Annotated in this window: 14 protein-coding genes, 1 other RNA gene and 1 pseudogene; 6 read left to right on the plus strand and 10 right to left on the minus strand. The window is 42.3% G+C overall.

The annotated features are described in order from the left end of the window. Positions 1-208 precede the first annotated feature (208 nt). Positions 209-1,702: an IMP dehydrogenase gene (locus tag QX565_RS02525; RefSeq protein ID WP_196039932.1), complete on the plus strand. Its 1,494-nt coding sequence runs from the start codon at positions 209-211 to the stop codon at positions 1,700-1,702. 365 nt (positions 1,703-2,067) lie between these two features. On the opposite strand, the gene ssrA is transcribed toward QX565_RS02525, so the two are convergent. After that, positions 2,068-2,464: a transfer-messenger RNA gene (gene ssrA, locus QX565_RS02530) on the minus strand. A gap of 212 nt (positions 2,465-2,676) precedes the next feature. Between ssrA and QX565_RS02535 the strand changes: the two genes are divergently transcribed. Together QX565_RS02535 and QX565_RS02540 are read left to right on the plus strand one after the other, a co-directional pair. Further along, positions 2,677-5,517 (plus strand): beta-glucosidase, encoded by a 2,841-nt coding sequence (locus QX565_RS02535; protein WP_221648703.1) that lies wholly within the window; start codon positions 2,677-2,679, stop codon positions 5,515-5,517. 3 nt (positions 5,518-5,520) lie between these two features. Beyond that, positions 5,521-6,645 (plus strand): lactonase family protein, encoded by a 1,125-nt coding sequence (locus QX565_RS02540; RefSeq protein ID WP_221648704.1) that lies wholly within the window; start codon positions 5,521-5,523, stop codon positions 6,643-6,645. Between the two features lie 339 nt (positions 6,646-6,984). Here QX565_RS02540 and QX565_RS02545 read toward each other — a convergent pair whose 3' ends face one another. The 8 genes and pseudogenes from QX565_RS02545 to QX565_RS02580 all read right to left on the minus strand — a co-directional run bounded on the left by QX565_RS02545 (position 6,985) and on the right by QX565_RS02580 (position 13,559). Continuing rightward, positions 6,985-7,605: a M23 family metallopeptidase gene (locus QX565_RS02545; RefSeq protein WP_221648705.1), complete on the minus strand. Its 621-nt coding sequence runs from the start codon at positions 7,603-7,605 to the stop codon at positions 6,985-6,987. Between the two features lie 11 nt (positions 7,606-7,616). After that, positions 7,617-8,276, minus strand: coding sequence for a B3/B4 domain-containing protein (locus tag QX565_RS02550; protein WP_221648706.1), 660 nt, complete (start codon positions 8,274-8,276; stop codon positions 7,617-7,619). A 118-nt stretch (positions 8,277-8,394) separates the two neighbouring features. Then, positions 8,395-9,216 carry a peptidoglycan editing factor PgeF gene (gene pgeF / locus QX565_RS02555; protein ID WP_221648707.1) on the minus strand — a complete coding sequence of 274 codons (822 nt, stop codon included), beginning with the start codon at positions 9,214-9,216 and terminating at the stop codon, positions 8,395-8,397. Beyond that, the gene (obgE, locus tag QX565_RS02560) at positions 9,213-10,373 is read right to left on the minus strand and encodes a GTPase ObgE (RefSeq protein ID WP_002559659.1); all 1,161 of its coding nucleotides are present in this window, start codon (positions 10,371-10,373) and stop codon (positions 9,213-9,215) included. Before obgE ends, pgeF begins: the two co-directional genes overlap by 4 nt. 50 nt (positions 10,374-10,423) lie before the next feature. Further along, positions 10,424-10,777: pseudogene (locus QX565_RS02565) on the minus strand (four helix bundle protein); the annotation flags it as partial. A 57-nt stretch (positions 10,778-10,834) separates the two neighbouring features. Beyond that, the gene (locus QX565_RS02570; protein WP_221648708.1) at positions 10,835-11,404 is read right to left on the minus strand and encodes an adenylate kinase; all 570 of its coding nucleotides are present in this window, start codon (positions 11,402-11,404) and stop codon (positions 10,835-10,837) included. 33 nt (positions 11,405-11,437) lie between these two features. Next, positions 11,438-11,974 carry a hypoxanthine phosphoribosyltransferase gene (gene hpt, locus QX565_RS02575; protein WP_221648709.1) on the minus strand — a complete coding sequence of 179 codons (537 nt, stop codon included), beginning with the start codon at positions 11,972-11,974 and terminating at the stop codon, positions 11,438-11,440. 40 nt (positions 11,975-12,014) lie between these two features. After that, a complete protein-coding gene (locus tag QX565_RS02580; protein WP_289291115.1) occupies positions 12,015-13,559 on the minus strand; it encodes a peptide MFS transporter in 1,545 nt (514 codons plus the stop codon). A gap of 348 nt (positions 13,560-13,907) precedes the next feature. Between QX565_RS02580 and QX565_RS02585 the strand changes: the two genes are divergently transcribed. The 3 genes from QX565_RS02585 (at position 13,908) to QX565_RS02595 (ending at position 16,866) form a co-directional block, all read left to right on the plus strand. Continuing rightward, the gene (locus QX565_RS02585; protein ID WP_221648711.1) at positions 13,908-15,419 is read left to right on the plus strand and encodes an NAD(P)H-hydrate dehydratase; all 1,512 of its coding nucleotides are present in this window, start codon (positions 13,908-13,910) and stop codon (positions 15,417-15,419) included. 72 nt (positions 15,420-15,491) lie between these two features. Then, positions 15,492-16,550, plus strand: a complete 1,059-nt coding sequence (locus tag QX565_RS02590) for a DUF4831 family protein (RefSeq protein ID WP_221648712.1) — start codon at positions 15,492-15,494, stop codon at positions 16,548-16,550. 34 nt (positions 16,551-16,584) lie between these two features. After that, the gene (locus QX565_RS02595) at positions 16,585-16,866 is read left to right on the plus strand and encodes a hypothetical protein (RefSeq protein ID WP_221648713.1); all 282 of its coding nucleotides are present in this window, start codon (positions 16,585-16,587) and stop codon (positions 16,864-16,866) included. Here QX565_RS02595 and QX565_RS02600 read toward each other — a convergent pair. Continuing rightward, complete coding sequence (locus QX565_RS02600; protein ID WP_221648714.1) at positions 16,856-17,206, minus strand: PqqD family protein; 351 nt, start codon at positions 17,204-17,206, stop codon at positions 16,856-16,858. The two genes, QX565_RS02595 and QX565_RS02600, sit on opposite strands and share 11 nt — an antisense overlap.

Genomic DNA, 17,206 nt, shown 5'->3' on the forward strand with positions numbered 1-17,206 from the left:
AGACTCTACAAATATTGAAAAATAGAAAGGAAAAGAGTAATTATACAAACTAAAAGAACAATATAAAGATCAAGAAAAGAGAAAATGAAGTATACAAGAGTGAAGCATTCACGACAAGAAAACAGATATAAAAATAAAAAAAGTTCTCCCATACCTTTGAATCTCAAAAAAATGAGTAATTTTGCATGCCATAAAAATAAAAATTCTTATGGCAATCTACGTAGAAGAAGTTTCCAGAACTTTTGGTGAATACTTACTTATTCCCGGTCTTACTACCAAGCAGTGTGTACCCTCTAATGTTTCATTGAGAACACCGTTGGTAAAACACAATGTGGGTGCACAATCGGCAATCGAGTTGAATATCCCTTTTGTTTCAGCAATCATGCAATCTGTATCTGGTCCTGAATTGGCTATTGAGCTGGCACGTAACGGAGGCCTTTCTTTTATCTTTGGTTCACAACCCATTGCCAGCCAGGCAGAAATGGTGCGAAAAGTGAAAAAGTTTAAAGCTGGTTTTGTAACAAGCGATTCAAACCTGACACCGGAACATACGTTGGACGATGTACTCCGTCTGCTTGCACAAACAGGGCATTCTACTATTGGGATTACAGACGATGGTACCCCGAATGGCAAACTATTAGGCCTTGTTACCAGTCGTGACTATCGTATATCAAGAGATGCACGTGACAAAAAGATCAAAGATTTCATGACCCCTTTTGAAAAACTGATTGTAGGTGAAGTAGGGCTTACATTAAGCGAAGCCAATCAGATAATCTGGGATCACAAACTCAACACCCTTCCTATTATTGATAAAGAACAACATCTGGCTTATTTCGTTTTCCGTAAAGACTATGACAGTCATAAAGAAAATCCCAATGAAGTATCCAGCCCGGACAAAAAACTGTTGGTAGGTGCCGGAATCAATAGCCGTGATTACATGGAACGTGTTCCCGCTCTGATAGAAGCCGGTGTAGATGTACTTTGCATCGACTCTTCAGATGGTTACTCGGAATGGCAATATGAAACTTTGAAATGGATCAAAACAAAATATGGCAACAAGGTACTGGTTGGTGCCGGTAATGTTGTTGATAAAGAAGGTTTCCGTTATCTGGTAGAAGCCGGAGCCGATTTCATAAAAGTAGGCATTGGCGGAGGTTCTATCTGTATCACCCGCGAACAGAAAGGTATTGGACGTGGACAAGCAACCGCTTTGCAGGATGTAGCCAAAGCACGTGACGAATACAAAGCTCAAACAGGTATCTATGTGCCTATTTGCAGTGATGGTGGCCTGGTACAAGATTATCATATGGTGCTTGCTTTGGCTATGGGAGCTGACTTCCTGATGATGGGACGTTATTTTGCCCGTTTTGACGAATCTCCTACTAAAAAGCTATGTATCAAAAACAGTTATGTAAAAGAGTACTGGGGTGAAGGCTCCAATCGTGCACAAAACTGGCAACGGTATGATATGGGTGGAACGGAGTCATTGAAATTCGAAGAGGGTGTAGACAGTTACGTACCTTATGCAGGCAAGATGAAAGACAACCTTGCTGTAACTTTGGGCAAAATTAAAGCAACCATGTGTAGCTGTGGTGCTGTCAATATCCCGGAATTGCAACAAAATGCCAAGATTACCATGGTTTCATCAACAAGCATTACCGAAGGTGGTGCACATGATGTGATTCTGAAAGAAAAAGGGTAATAATTATTATCTATCATATACACCCCGAAAGTTCATTCAACAAATACGCAGTTTGTTAATAGTGTTAATACATTTTTTAACACTTTGGATTTACTTTACAAAAATGTACATTTTAGTCTGTCAAGAATGTACAATGTAGTATAGCAAAAGTGTACAATTAACATTCGCATAAGTGTACACTCTTGCTTACCTTTAAACAGGATATGTATATTAGCTATAAATCAATCGATTACATAAGAATAAATATTCATATACTATCTTACATCTCTTTTTTTAAAATCTTGTACTTACTTTTTTGACAACCACGTATTTGTTGGATGAACATAAAAAAGAAACCACCCTTAAAAGAGTGGTTTCTTTTTTTTGTGTGGAGCTGGAGGGAGTCGAACCCTCGTCCAAACGAGGAAATCATAAGCTTTCTACATGCTTATCTTTGCCTAATTTTTCGTGTAACGGCAGAACCAAAGCCATCAACCATTACCTTATCCTCTTAAGTTTCACCCAAAACGCGAGGCCGCTTCAGGCTATCCCCGATGTAACTGCACCACTGAACCGGAATGCTTCGGAGCAACAGCTTCCGAGTGATGTCTCGTCCTGGCACCTGGTGCCTGGATTAAGCTAATCTACTATGATTCGATTAAGCAGCAAGAGCGTAATTAGTTTCGCCAGATAAAATTTTGAGGACTGAGATTTAAGTGCCAATCAACGACGCACTGCATGCTTACTCACTATTTCTGCCCGCTGTCAAATCCAGTCAACCCCAGATATAGTTCTGCAAAGATAGAAAATCTTTCGTGACATTGTGTCATGTATTCACAAATATTATCAATCATTCTACACTACTTCCTAAAAGTAATAAACAAAAGTACCTCTCCGGATCATTTTTCTCCTGTTTTCGGACTATTTTACCCCTTCCTTATCATAAACATACACTATCTTTGACCCTCAGAATATTATTAATAAAACCACATACCATGAAAAGACTTATCATTGCGACTCTGCTCTTGGGAAGTACTCCGATACTTTCGGCACAAAAAACAATGAAGTTACCTGCCGTATACAAACCTGTAAAAACCGAAATGTATAAAAAAGGCTGGATAGATTTTAATAAAAACGGCATTAAAGATGTATACGAAGATCCCACTGCTCCCATCGATGCACGTATTGAAGACTTACTCAGTCAGATGAACCTGAACGAGAAAACCTGCCAAATGGTGACCCTCTATGGATACAAACGGGTACTGAAAGATGCATTACCCACTCCCGAATGGAAACAAATGTTATGGAAGGATGGTATGGGAGCTATCGACGAACATCTCAATGGATTCCAGCAATGGGGATTACCCCCCTCGGATAATGAGAACGTATGGCCTGCTTCGCGTCATGCCTGGGCTTTAAACGAAGTACAACGTTTCTTTATCGAAGAAACCCGATTGGGTATTCCCGTAGATTTCACCAATGAGGGAATTCGCGGAGTAGAAAGTTACAAGGCAACCAATTTTCCTACCCAATTGGGATTAGGACATACCTGGAACCGTAAACTCATCCATCAGGTAGGACTCATCACCGGTCGGGAAGCACGCATGCTGGGATATACCAATGTATACGCTCCCATACTCGATGTAGGACGTGACCAGCGTTGGGGACGCTATGAAGAGGTATATGGAGAATCGCCCTATCTCGTAGCCGAACTGGGTATCGAAATGGTAAAAGGCATGCAACACAACTATCAGGTAGCCGCTACGGGAAAGCACTTTATCGCTTACAGCAACAACAAGGGTGCCCGTGAAGGTATGGCACGTGTAGATCCGCAAATGTCTCCGCGCGAAGTAGAAATGATACACGTTTATCCCTTCAAACGGGTCATTCAGGAAGCCGGATTGCTGGGTGTGATGAGTTCGTATAACGACTATGACGGACTCCCTGTTCAAAGCAGTTACTACTGGCTGATGACGCGCTTGCGCGGACAAATGGGTTTCCGCGGATATGTGGTTTCCGACAGTGATGCAGTAGAATACCTCTATACAAAACACGGTACTGCCAAAGATATGAAAGAAGCTGTGCGCCAAAGCGTTGAAGCGGGACTGAACGTGCGTTGTACCTTCCGCTCTCCGGATTCATACGTACTTCCTTTACGGGAACTGGTGCAAGAAGGCGGACTAAGTGAAGAGATTATCAATGACCGTGTACGTGATATTCTGCGGGTAAAATTCCTCGTCGGACTTTTTGATACTCCCTATCAGACAGATTTGAAAGGAGCAGATGAAGAAGTAGAGAAAGAAGAAAATGAAATCGTAGCTTTGCAGGCATCCCGCGAGTCGATTGTACTACTAAAAAATGACAAGAACACACTTCCATTGGATGTAGCTTCTATCAGGAAGATAGCTGTCTGCGGCCCCAATGCAGACGAAACAGCCTATGCACTGACTCATTACGGACCATTAGCAGTGGATGTAACTACCGTGCTCAGCGGTATCCGTCAAAAAGTAGACGGAAAAGCCGAGGTACTCTACACCAAAGGTTGTGAATTGGTAGATGCCAACTGGCCGGAGTCAGAAATCATTGATTATCCGTTGACAAACGACGAACAGAACGAAATAGACAAAGCAGTGGCACAAGCCAAAGAGGCAGATGTAGCAGTGGTGGTACTGGGTGGCGGACAACGGACCTGCGGAGAAAATAAATCCCGCAGCAGTCTTGATCTTCCGGGACGTCAGCTTGACCTGCTGAAAGCAGTACAGGCTACAGGCAAACCAGTTGTACTGATACTTATCAACGGACGTCCGCTCTCTGTAAACTGGGCAGATAAATTTGTACCTGCCATTATAGAAGCCTGGTATCCGGGATCGAAAGGAGGAACGGCAGTAGCCGATGTACTGTTTGGTGATTATAATCCGGGTGGTAAGCTTACAGTCACTTTCCCGAAAAGTGTAGGCCAGATCCCCTTTAACTTCCCCTGCAAACCTTCTTCGCAAATTGACGGTGGTAAGAATCCCGGACCGAAAGGTAATATGTCGCGTGTGAACGGTGCCCTTTATCCATTTGGGTATGGGCTGAGTTATACTACATTTGAATATTCGGATATCAGTATTTCTCCCAAAATCATTACTCCCAACCAAAAGGTGCAAGTGCGTTGTAAAATAACCAATACCGGAAAACGTGCCGGAGATGAAGTGGTGCAACTTTATGTACGCGATATCCTGAGTAGCGTCACTACCTACGAAAAAAATCTTGAAGGATTTGAACGTATTCATCTGCAACCGGGCGAAACGAAAGAAGTATCGTTCACTCTCGACCGCAAAGCACTGGAACTTCTCAACGCCAAAAACGATTGGGTAGTAGAACCGGGAGACTTCAGTATCATGCTGGGTGCTTCTTCGGAAGATATTCGGTTAAGTGATATCCTGACTGTAAAAGAGTATGGTGCCATAGAGACAGGACAAACAAAAACAGCCGACCCTGTCAGTGCCAGTACTAACGGAGAAATGAAGAATAATGTACTTGATAACAATTTATCCACTGTCTGGGAAGGAAATAAAGGAGATTATATTACCTTTGCTCTTGAGAACGGAGCCAAAGTAGACGGAGTTTCCATAGCCTTCAGCCGCGCCAACGGACTACCAGCCGAATTTGAAATTCAGCTCTCGGGTGGCGGAGGGCAATTCCTTACCGTATACTCAGGCACTGTAAAAGAGTATAACAAACTGCTTCCTTTCCGTTTCAAGGGAACCACCGCAAGCGACCTGCGTATCGTACTGGGCAGTGACCGCGTGGGTATCTCAGAAGTGAAACTGGAGCAGTTGAAAAAGAAATAAATTATGTTCAGATTGGTTATCGGCCTGTGTGCCGCCAGTATGCTGTCATCCGCCTGTACTACCCGCAATGCATCTCAACAACGGGCAGAACATGAATTGACTATGCTGGTGGGTACTTATACATCAGGTAGCAGTAAAGGCATTTATACATTTCGTTTCAATGAAGAGAGCGGCGTGGCAACTCCACTTAGTGAAATAGAAGTATCAAACCCCTCCTATCTCACCCTCTCACCCGACAATCGATTTGTATACGCTGTCAGCGAAGAGAACGACACAACAGCTTCTATCAATGCTTTTGCCTTTGACAAAGAGAAGGGTACATTGACCCTTTTGAACAAACAAAGAACAAAAGGAGAAGATCCATGCTACGTAGCTACCGATGGGAAAAAAGTGCTTACTGCCAATTACAGTGGTGGCACAATGTCTGTTTTCCCTATCCGGTATGATGGTTCTTTGGAATCAGTCGATACGCTGTTTCAAGGTACAGCTTCAGGACCGGACCTGGACAGGCAGGCTACTCCACATATTCATTGTACGCTCTTCTCTCCGGATGGTAATTATATTTTTGCTACAGACTTCAGTGCCGACCGTATATTACGTTATGCGGTACATTCAAAAGAGGAGTTGCCACGACCTCTGTCCGAGGCTGTAAACATTCAGCCCGGATCTGGTCCAAGACACCTGATATTCAGTAAAGACGGAAAGTATGCTTATTTAATAAACGAATTGTCCGGAAAAGTAATTGCTTTCACTTATTCGGACGGGAGACTGAATGAAATACAAACAATTGTAGCAGATACCATACAGGCAAGAGGTAGTGCAGATATCCACCTGAGTCCGGATGGAAGGTATTTATATGCGAGCAACAGACTGAAAGAGGATGGAATTGCCATCTTTGAAGTGAATCCGGAAAAAGGCACACTGGCTAAAGTTGGTTATCAGCTAACAGGCCTTCATCCACGTCATTTTAATATAACTCCTAACGGAAAGTTTTTGTTGGTAGCCTGCCGGGATAGTAATATGATCCAGGTTTTCGAAAGAGACACAGTAAGCGGATTACTTAAAAATACCGGTAAGGATATAAAGATGAGCAAACCTGTATGTATTCAGTTTGCTAAGAATAAATAAGTATGGACATGAAGCTGTTCACCACGGAGGACACGGAGAGCACAGAGATATTATTTTCTCTGATGAAACGCGGATGATCACAGATGAACGCAGATTAAAAGACTGCAGTTCTTTGTTTTATCGTTATTTCCCTTTGTGGGAATCTGCGATCATCTGCGTTTTAAAAGATTTAAACTCCGTGTCCTCTGCTACCTCTGTGGTGAAATACCATACAGAAATGAATCTATTTAAACAAGCTAAATTGTATTTGCGTAAATCTGCGTTTCCGAAGACACCCATTAAAGGTCCTATCAGACTTTTAACACCCTCACTAAAAACAGTTGAGCCTGTTTCAACCCATTACTTTTTGGCTATTGCTTTCACCAATATTCCATTTCCTTTTTTTGCACATTGAACGCACTCTTTACGTAAAGTACCTTCTTTCAAATTAAAAATGAGATCCGGATTAAAATGTTGTCCGTTAATTCGGGTTTCAAAATGCAAATGCTCTGTCGTAGCCCGTCCTGTACGTCCGGTCAAAGCCACTGGTTGCCCGGCTAATACCCTATCTCCACTCTGCACCAGATTCTTCACATTATGACTATAAATGGTCTCAAGTCCGTTCGAATGCCGAATCACCACTACATTTCCATAAGCAGCATAAGGTTTTGACATTCGCACAACTCCGCAAAAAGCAGCACGTATCGTATCGCCGGCACACGTTTTTAAGTCCGCTCCACTATGTCCTCTCCGGGTTCCATACGGAGAAATAACCTTTGCACCAGGCAATGGAAAAGCGTATTCATTCTCTGTCAGAGTGTCTAAATGCAACAAGAGACTCTCATCCTTAGTAAATAATCCCGGTGTCGCTACCCGGATATGATTGATCTCCATACTTGAAAAGTGTGGTTTCTCGGGTAAATCTACATTATTTACTATAGAAAAAAGAGTGCATAATAGCCAAATCAATGTGTTTTCCATGCTTTCGATAATTATTCAAAGAAAAATAGTTGCGCACTATCACAACCGGCATATTTTTTTAATAATTCCTGTATCATATCAGCCGCTTCAGCCAATCCGTCCACACCACTATATCCATTGACTATTGCAAGGATATGAGTAGTATCCAATCCCATCTTTGTTCGTTCATTATCACTGGTAGGCGTACCTATGCCTCCTATTTCATCCCTGTATACGGGTAATCCTTCAATATTCAGCACACCTCTGCCAATACCTTCAAAAGGTTCATTTGCTTTTCCGATCCCCAATTCCAATGTTGTCCCCTTTATTTTATCGGCATCAAAACCACCAATGGAATAACCGGTACGAAGCGACACCAGATTAATCAAATCAACCAGCGTATCTATCTGATACAATGGAATACCACGCATTAAACGTCTGCGCAAAGCCTCAGCCGAAGGACGGTAACGTCCCGGATCTTTACCACAACGTTTATATGCCTCACGTGTAGCAGCAATAGCTGGCTGCAACTTAATATCTTCCATCCGTGTAGTCGAAGTCAATTCTTTAGTAAAAGCATTTATCTCCTCCCAAAGTCCTTTACAGTAAGCTGTGTTTTTGACTTCTGCATAGACTGCTACTCCCGCAAAACCGGGACATGCTTCTTTTATTTCTCCAGATACTGTTATCATAAAAAAATTATAGAATTATAGAGCTATGGAAGAGGTGAGGATTATAAAGTTATAGGGTCATAGGTATGAAGACTATAAAAGCTAAAAACATAACTCTATAACTTTATAACCTATCACTCTATGGCTCTGTTACTCTCTTCATTATTCCCGATAAAATACGCCCTGAGGTGATGCCCAACCTTCGTGCCGAAAAGAATTCATCATGATGAATATAAGTACAAATGCCCGATACTTCGATCTGGCAACCGGGGACACCAAAGTCAAGCAATTGCTGGCGATTGGCCTCCCACAGATCGATATGATATTTTCCCGTCTCCGCCTTACGATAAGAGATACGTGACATATCAAAACCATTCAACCGAAAGGTATCATATACCTCATCACCGACTTCAAAGGATTCCAACGAAATACCAGGACCGATGCAGGCCACAACCTCCGAACCTTCCGTTCCATAAACCGTCCGCATCTGTTCCAGTGTATGACCAACGATAAAATTCACCGTCCCCCGCCACCCGGCATGAACGGCAGCTGCCACCTGATGCTGCCTGTCATATAGCAATATAGGAACACAATCTGCCGTAGAAACGCAAATACAACAACCTTCCTCACGAGTTATCAGGGCATCAATACCTTCCAGACGCATACATCTATCCTCTTCAGAAAGAGCAAGAAAGGCTTCATCTACCACCAGATTCTTCGTTCCATGTGTCTGGTGTGGGATAATCAATTCATGAGGCTTCTCCGGCATTGCTTCAAACAAGATCTCCTGATTCCGGCGGACACATGCCATCTCGTCACCAGCAAAAGGCGAGCAATTGAATGTAGCATATGTCCCCTCACTGCACCCGCCTATACGGGTGGTTACAAAATGAAAAATGTCGGAATACACATCCAATGATGCATATCCCAACATTCTTTTATCTTTTGTAAGTGAAATCATTTCTCTTCCCAATCCTCTTCTTCGTATTCATAATCCAGATCATCGTCATCATCGCCGTCCTCATACTCATATTCAAGATCTTCATCCTCTCCCATGGCTTTGAGTTCTTCCTGCAAGCGACTTACATCCTTAGGACGATGTACAATAGCCTCTATCTTATTGCTTTCTTTATTCAACTCTTCCCACAGGATATCTTTCAATGCTGAAATTCCCAAACCAGAAACAGAAGAAATAAACAAATGCGGAATCCCCTGAGGCAACGTAGGTTCTATCTCATCCATCAACTCCTGATCGAGCATATCACTTTTTGTAATAGCGAGTACACGCTGCTTATCAAGCATTTCCGGATTAAAGGTACTCAGTTCATTCAGCAGTATTTCATATTCCTTACGGATATCATCACTATCTGCCGGGACCATGAATAACAAAAGAGAGTTGCGCTCAATATGACGCAGGAATCGCAATCCAAGTCCCTTACCTTCACTGGCACCTTCAATAATTCCGGGGATATCGGCCATCACGAACGATTTCCCGTCGCGATAAGAAACAATACCTAAATTGGGTTCCAGTGTAGTAAACGGATAGTCGGCTATTTTGGGCTTAGCAGCAGAAACAGCAGACAATAGTGTAGACTTACCCGCATTGGGGAACCCCACTAACCCCACATCAGCCAAAAGTTTCAACTCCATGATTACCGTCATTTCCTGCATCGGCTCACCGGGTTGTGCAAAGCGGGGTGCCTGTCGGGTAGCCGTTCTGAAATGCCAGTTTCCTTGTCCACCGCGTCCACCTTTCAACAAGATAACTTCCTGTCCATGTTCGGTCACATCACAGATATACTCTCCTGTTTCAGCATTGTATACCACTGTTCCACAAGGCACTTCAATTATTTTGTCTACACCGTCCTTACCAAAACTCTTGTTTTTACTACCGGATTCTCCATGAGTAGCCATCGCATGACGGTCATACTTCAGATGGAGCAACGTCCAGTAGTTACGGTTACCTCGCAAAATAACATGGCCTCCTCTTCCGCCATCGCCCCCATCAGGACCACCGTTAGGAACATATTTCTCGCGCCTCATGTGCGTAGAGCCTCTTCCGCCCTTACCTGAGCGACAGTATATCTTTACGTAATCAACAAAATTCGATTCAGCCATAATATTTAGTAGTTAGAATTTAGTAGTTAAGTAGTAAGTAGAAGATGGATTTAGTAATATTTCAGCAGACCTTGACAATAAGCATTCAGCATTCTACTCACTTCAGAAGCCAACCCCAGGAGTACTGTTTTATCTTCTTCTGAAATATATCCCAGGTCTTTGGAAAGAATAACGAAGTTTCTTGTTTCCTCCAATGAGCCTTGTGATATGTTGTAAAAGTGTAATTTATCTTTCTGCCCTACTCTTACAAATCCTTCTGCAATGTTAGCAGTAATAGAAGCAGAGGCACGTCGCATTTGATTAACCAATCCGAACATCTCTTCTTTAGGAAAGCCTTTAGTCACCCGATAAATATTTAAAACATATTTATGAGCTTTTTGCCATACTAAAAGATCTTCAGATGATTACGCCAGCATTCCTACTTAACTACTTACTACTCACTACTTAACTACTCTAATTATTTATAATGTATCTACCGCCTTACATATTTCCTCAAAAATACCATCCATTGAGCCAAGCCCATTGATGTGTTGGTATTTTCCTTCACCTTTATAGAATTCTTTCAAGGGTGAAGTCTGAGTATTATATACTACAAGACGTTTTTTGATTGTTTCTTCGTTGTCATCGGCACGTCCTGAATCCTTTCCGCGTTTGATAAGGCGAGTCATCAACTCATCTTCGGGAACATCCAGGTCAAGCATTACAGAAATATCCTGTCCACGTTCTTTCAACATTACTTTCAACGCTTCTGCTTGCGGAATAGTTCTTGGGAAACCATCAAAAATAACTCCCTTACTATCCTCAAAACTATCAAAAACGCTGGCCAGAATGTCTACCATCAGTGCGTCGGGAATCAGTTGTCCCTGATCAATATAACTTTTAGCAGTCTTGCCCAACTCTGTACCATTTTTAATTTCTGCACGCAAAACATCTCCGGTAGAGATGTGATTGATACCATACTTTTCTACAATACGTTCACTCTGTGTTCCCTTTCCTGAACCGGGAGCACCGAAAATTACAATGTTCAACATCTTTTTTACCTATAAATTAGTTTGTATTTGAATTTAGTCTACCACAGTATAAATGTCCGGATAGTTTCGCCCGAAACCGTCATAATCGAGTCCGTAACCAACAATAAAATCGTTCGGTATTTCCATTGCTACATATTCGATATTCAAATCCACTTTCAGTTTGTCGGGCTTCACCAGCAGAGAAGCAATATGTATAGTCTCCGGATTTCGGGTACCCAATGTCTCGAGCAAACGCTGCATCGTAAAGCCTGTATCTACAATATCTTCTACGATAACTACCGTGCGGCCGGCAATGTCTTCGTTCAGACCGATCACTTCTTTGATAACTCCCGTTGAAGTGATTCCCTGATAAGAAGCCAGTTTCACGAAAGAAATCTCGCAAGGGATAGTGATATGTTTCAACAGATCGGCAGTAAACATGAACGAACCGTTCAGCACACTGAGGAACAAAGGGTTCTTACCTGCCAGGTCCCGGTTAATTTCGTTCGCTACACGAATTACTTCTTTTTGAATATCCTGTTCTTTAATGGAAACAGTGAACAATTTGTCTTTTATCTGAATGGTGTCCATAACCGATTATTTAAAAAAGTTGGATGCAAAAATACAATTTTTATTCCACTCCATGCATCATCTTTTGCAATTTCTTCGAGAGAAGGAACAGAATAAGGGACGCAATGCCCGACATAATGACGAACACCATAAAGAAGTCGTACATATTTGCAATCTGATATCCAAAGAGTGTTTTTACTTTACCTGCCTCGGGGTAAAGCCCGGCAAGCATCCCGGCAAATTTATTGGCAGTAGCAGTAGAAAGATACCAGATTCCCATCATAAGGGAGGCAAAACGAATCGGAGTCAGTTTATTTACTATCGACAAGCCAATGGGCGACAAAGCTATCTCACCCATTGTATGAATAAAATAAAGCCCTGTCAGCCAGATGATACTTACTTTCACACCCGGTTGGGCATCTTTCACTCCAAAGCAAATAAAGAGGTATCCCAAAGATAAAAGTAACAGACCAATAGCTTGCTTGGTAGGTGAAGAAGGCTCCATATTCCGTTTGTTGAGAAAAGCCCAGACGCCCGGCATTATATAGGCAAGTATTACCACAAAAAACGGATTGAAAGACTGAAACCAGGAAGCCGGCATCTCCCAACCTAAGATATCACGATTCGTCTGGTCGGCAGCAAAGAGAGTTAAGGAAGCACCGGCCTGTTCATAAGCTGCCCAAAAGAAGATGACGAAGAATGCTACAATGTAAATTACAAAAATACGGCTACGTTCGATCTTTGTTAATGAACCATCCAATAAAATGGTGGTAGGAAACACGATGCAAGCGGTGAATATACCGATACTGACCCATTCGTCGCCAAACCAAAGATAAAAGAGACTGCCCAATACTAGTGTAAGAAGCACTAATAGAAAAATATTCCGCCTTTTCTGGCTCCGGCTTAGTTGCGGATGAGCTATTTTTTCTTCAGTATCCATCTTTTTCTCCTTCTTCGCGTCCGGAATTATACCCAGCGGTTCACCGTCAGGAGATATCAAATACTTGTTCTTCTGCGTTTCAAACAAAAGGATAGTAAATACAATCATACATGCAGCAATCAGAAAACCCCATTTAAAATCTTCCGGATTACCGGTATCTCCAAAATAGCCACAAACCAAAGGAGCAATAAAAGAGCCCACATTCACTCCCATATAAAAAATGGTATAGCCTGCATCAAGACGCTTATCTCCCGGTTTATAAAGTTGTCCTACCAATGACGATACAGTAGGTTTGAATGAACCATTTCCTAATATAAGAAAGGTCAGGCCACCATACATCAACCAATGTGACAGTTCCGCTTTATCGAGCATGGAGGCACTCAGAAACATCATTAACTGTCCTACCCCCATCATTACAGCACCCCAAAAAACAGAACGGCGTATCCCCCAATACTTATCGGCTATATATCCGCCAATCAACGGAGTTAAATATACCAATCCGGTATAGCTACCATAAATGGATGCTGCTGCTTCGGTATCAAAAAGTAGAGCCTGAGTTAAAAAAAGAATAAAAATAGCACGCATACCGTAATAGCTGAAACGTTCTGCTGTGCTTGTTGCAAAGATTAAATAAAGGCCCTTTGGATGCCCTTGTAATGCTCCCATAAGTAGAGTGTTTAGTAGTTTATGGGACGCAAAGGTACGAAAAAGTACTTTTATTCCGTAAAAAATATGCAACTAAAGGTGAAAGAAACAATGTGTTTCATCCTGTTTCATTACTATGAGAATTTTGTTTCAACCTATTGAGAATTTACTCTCAACCTATTGAGAAAAGTTTCTCGACGTATTGAGAATTTTTTCTCAATGCATTGAAACAACTACAAAAAAAAGTATTGTATGAAATCTTTCGGGTTACTTAAGTAGCCGAAAGGAGCAAAGGATTCATACTAAAACAAGTTTTAATCGGACAAATAATTACTATCTTTGCGAGTCAGAAAATTAAAGAAACAAATCATGAAAATATTTCCAAGTAACACTATCAAGAAGCTGGATGCTTATACCATTGAGCATGAACCCATTCAGTCAATCCAACTGATGGAGCGTGCAGCCAATGCACTAACAGAAGCCATCACTAACCGCTGGGATAACGAAACCCCGGTTACTGTATTTGCCGGACCTGGCAATAATGGAGGAGACGCCCTTGCCGTAGCCCGTATGATGGCAGAAAAAGGGTATAAAGTAGAAGTTTTCCTTTTCAACACCAAAGGAGAACTTTCACCCGATTGCCAGGCCAATAAAGAACTGGTAGAGATCATGGACGAAATAACCTTCCACGAAGTAAGTACGCAATTCGCTCCACCGCCCTTGACGGATGAACATCTGGTTATCGACGGTTTATTTGGTTCCGGATTGAACAAGCCTCTCAGCGGAGGGTTTGCAGCAGTAGTCAAATACATTAACTCTTCACCTGCTACTGTAGCATCCATTGATATTCCTTCGGGACTGATGGGAGAAGAGAATACATTTAATGTCCGGGCCAACATCATCCGGGCCGATGTTACCTTCAGCCTGCAACTGCCTAAACTTGCTTTTCTTTTTGCTGAAAATGCTGAATTCATCGGAGAATGGGAGTTACTTGACATCAACCTGAGCCAGGAAGGCATCGAGGAGTTAGATACCAACTATGAAATGTTGGAAGTGGAGGATATACGGTCTATTATCAAACCCCGAAAGAGATTTTCGCACAAAGGAAACTTTGGTCATGCACTATTGATAGCCGGTTCACGCGGAATGGCAGGAGCATCGATACTGTCGGCTCGTGCATGTTTACGCTCGGGGGTAGGTTTACTCACTGTGCATGCTCCTATTTGCAACAATAACATTTTACAGACAGCGGTTCCCGAAGCAATAGTGGAGCAAGACGCCAGTGAGACTTGTTTTGCCATACCAACAGATACGGATGACTATCAGGCAGTAGGCGTAGGACCGGGATTGGGACGAAACGAAGAAACAGAAGCTGCACTGCTGGAACAATTGAATGGCTGCCAGACTCCTTTGGTAGTAGATGCGGATGCACTGAACATATTGGCCAATCATCGCCATGCACTGACCAACCTACCCAAAGGTTCAATCCTTACTCCTCATCCCAAAGAGTTGGAACGCCTGGTAGGTAAATGCCAGGATTCTTATGAACGCCTGACCAAAGCAATAGAGCTTGCCCGTACCGCCAAAGTACATATTGTATTAAAAGGTGCCTATTCTGCTATCATCACTCCAACCGGAAAATGTTTCTTTAACCCCACCGGCAATCCGGGAATGGCTACTGCCGGAAGCGGAGATGTGTTGACAGGCATCATTCTGGCATTACTCGCTCAGGGTTATACGGCAGAAGAAGCTGCCAAGACCGGAACATTCGTCCATGGACTTGCCGGTGACTTCGCTCGTAAAAAGTTAGGTACAATTGGGCTTACAGCAGGAGATATCGTCAACAATCTGCCTATGGCATGGAGACTTGTAAGCGAATAAAGGTTAAGAACTTATGAATTTCCGAATAAGTTCATTAACTTTGTTTTCTAAACCAGTTAAAAATAGACAGAAATGAAAAAACTAATCATATTGACAGGACTGTTGGCTGCCACCACTATGATATCTGCTCAAACAGATGTTGTGGCTGGTGTAATGCGAGGCAAAGATTACGGAGTAACCTATGCACTTCCCAAAACACAGATAGAGCTCGAAGTCAAAGTTAATAAAACAACATATACACCGGGAGAATTTGGTAAATATGCAGATCGCTACCTGCGGCTAAACAACATATCTGTTGATCCGAAAGAATATTGGGAATTAACAAGCGTAAAAGTAAAACCGGTAGGTATACCCGATAAAGAGAATGTATATTTCGTAAAGATGAAAGATAAAACCGTAGCTCCGTTAATTGAACTGACAGAGGATGGAATTATCAAATCAATCAATGTACCTATCGAGGGAAAAAAGACTCTGCCTGCCAAGACAATTGTACCTGCACAGAAAAAGGTTAATCCAAGAGATTTCCTCACAGAAGAGATCTTAATGGCCAACTCAACAGCTAAAATGGCAGAACTCGTGGCAAAAGAAATCTACAACATCCGTGAAAGTAAAAATGCGCTGGTACGCGGACAAGCAGACAACATGCCCAAAGACGGAGCACAACTCAAACTGATGCTTGACAATCTGGAAGAGCAGGAGCGGGCTATGACAGAAATGTTCTCTGGCACATACAATAGAGAAGAGAAAATATATACGATTCGCCTGAATCCCGCAAAGGAGATGAATAATGAAGTAGCTTTCCGATTCTCAAAGAAACTGGGCGTGGTAGCCAACAATGACCTTGCAGGCGAACCGGTTTATATTACCCTGAAAAATCTGAAAACAGTTAATATTCCACAGGACGACGGTAAGAAAAAGGTAGATGGTGTGGCCTACAACGTACCAGGCAAAGCTTCTATTTTACTGACTCAGGGAAAAGATGTGTTATTTGAAGATGAAGTGCCTGTTACTCAATTCGGAACAGTAGAATATCTGGCACCTACATTATTCAACAAAAACTCAACGATTAAAGTAACATTCAATCCGGTTACCGGTGGTCTGGTTAAAGTTGACAGGGAAGAAGGGAAATAAACGACTATTATTCATTCTCTAAATAACTTATAATATGGGTGGCGAAGGACATATGCTCGACATGATCCGTCGATTGAAAGAAGGCAGAGACTCTGCCAACTTACGCAGAGCGCGAACCAACGAGAGGATGAAACGCTTACAAACGAAAACACCCTATCCCCTACCCGACACGACTCCTGAGGAAATGGGACGTATCATCCGGCAATCCAAAGAAAAGAAAGAAGCCGATGACCGTTACTTTGTGTTCGGAACTCTCATTATCATCGGGGTTCTATTGGCATGCGCCGTTATATTATGGGCTATTTTTATTCGTTAATTGTCAGTTTGACAAATCCATCTTTTTGTAACTGAGAAAAATAAGCAAGTATCCGAGACTCGTAGTTCTCTTCATGGTTGAAGTGATCTGCGAGTTTTTCTATTATCTCACGTATCGTACTTTTGCCATCTATTTGCTCCCACACGGCAGTACCATGTTCTTCAAGATGTACATGAATATCAGAGGGCATTCCTTTGGGTAGTAAAAAACGTTGCATCCATTCATACTTAAACCGGGGAAAAGCGATGACAATAGTGCCATCGCTTTCCTTTTTGGTTGTAATGTGTGCACTGCGGAAGGGAATAACCTCCAACAAGTTGATCTTTTCTTTCGCAGCCAT

This window comes from Bacteroides sp. 41_26, from assembly GCF_949740115.1.
Classification (GTDB): domain Bacteria; phylum Bacteroidota; class Bacteroidia; order Bacteroidales; family Bacteroidaceae; genus Bacteroides; species Bacteroides nordii.

What these genes read in the sequence shown, in the direction of transcription:
- QX565_RS02525 (WP_196039932.1), top strand. Translation starts at nt 209, where the DNA reads ATGGCAATCTACGTAGAAGAAGTTTCCAGAACTTTTGGTGAATACTTA.
- QX565_RS02535 (WP_221648703.1), top strand. Translation starts at nt 2,677, where the DNA reads ATGAAAAGACTTATCATTGCGACTCTGCTCTTGGGAAGTACTCCGATA.
- QX565_RS02540 (WP_221648704.1), top strand. Translation starts at nt 5,521, where the DNA reads ATGTTCAGATTGGTTATCGGCCTGTGTGCCGCCAGTATGCTGTCATCC.
- QX565_RS02545 (WP_221648705.1), bottom strand. Translation starts at nt 7,605, where the DNA reads ATGGAAAACACATTGATTTGGCTATTATGCACTCTTTTTTCTATAGTA.
- QX565_RS02550 (WP_221648706.1), bottom strand. Translation starts at nt 8,276, where the DNA reads ATGATAACAGTATCTGGAGAAATAAAAGAAGCATGTCCCGGTTTTGCG.
- pgeF (WP_221648707.1), bottom strand. Translation starts at nt 9,216, where the DNA reads ATGATTTCACTTACAAAAGATAAAAGAATGTTGGGATATGCATCATTG.
- obgE (WP_002559659.1), bottom strand. Translation starts at nt 10,373, where the DNA reads ATGGCTGAATCGAATTTTGTTGATTACGTAAAGATATACTGTCGCTCA.
- QX565_RS02570 (WP_221648708.1), bottom strand. Translation starts at nt 11,404, where the DNA reads ATGTTGAACATTGTAATTTTCGGTGCTCCCGGTTCAGGAAAGGGAACA.
- hpt (WP_221648709.1), bottom strand. Translation starts at nt 11,974, where the DNA reads ATGGACACCATTCAGATAAAAGACAAATTGTTCACTGTTTCCATTAAA.
- QX565_RS02580 (WP_289291115.1), bottom strand. Translation starts at nt 13,559, where the DNA reads ATGGGAGCATTACAAGGGCATCCAAAGGGCCTTTATTTAATCTTTGCA.
- QX565_RS02585 (WP_221648711.1), top strand. Translation starts at nt 13,908, where the DNA reads ATGAAAATATTTCCAAGTAACACTATCAAGAAGCTGGATGCTTATACC.
- QX565_RS02590 (WP_221648712.1), top strand. Translation starts at nt 15,492, where the DNA reads ATGAAAAAACTAATCATATTGACAGGACTGTTGGCTGCCACCACTATG.
- QX565_RS02595 (WP_221648713.1), top strand. Translation starts at nt 16,585, where the DNA reads ATGGGTGGCGAAGGACATATGCTCGACATGATCCGTCGATTGAAAGAA.
- QX565_RS02600 (WP_221648714.1), bottom strand. Translation starts at nt 17,206, where the DNA reads ATGGCTGCGAAAGAAAAGATCAACTTGTTGGAGGTTATTCCCTTCCGC.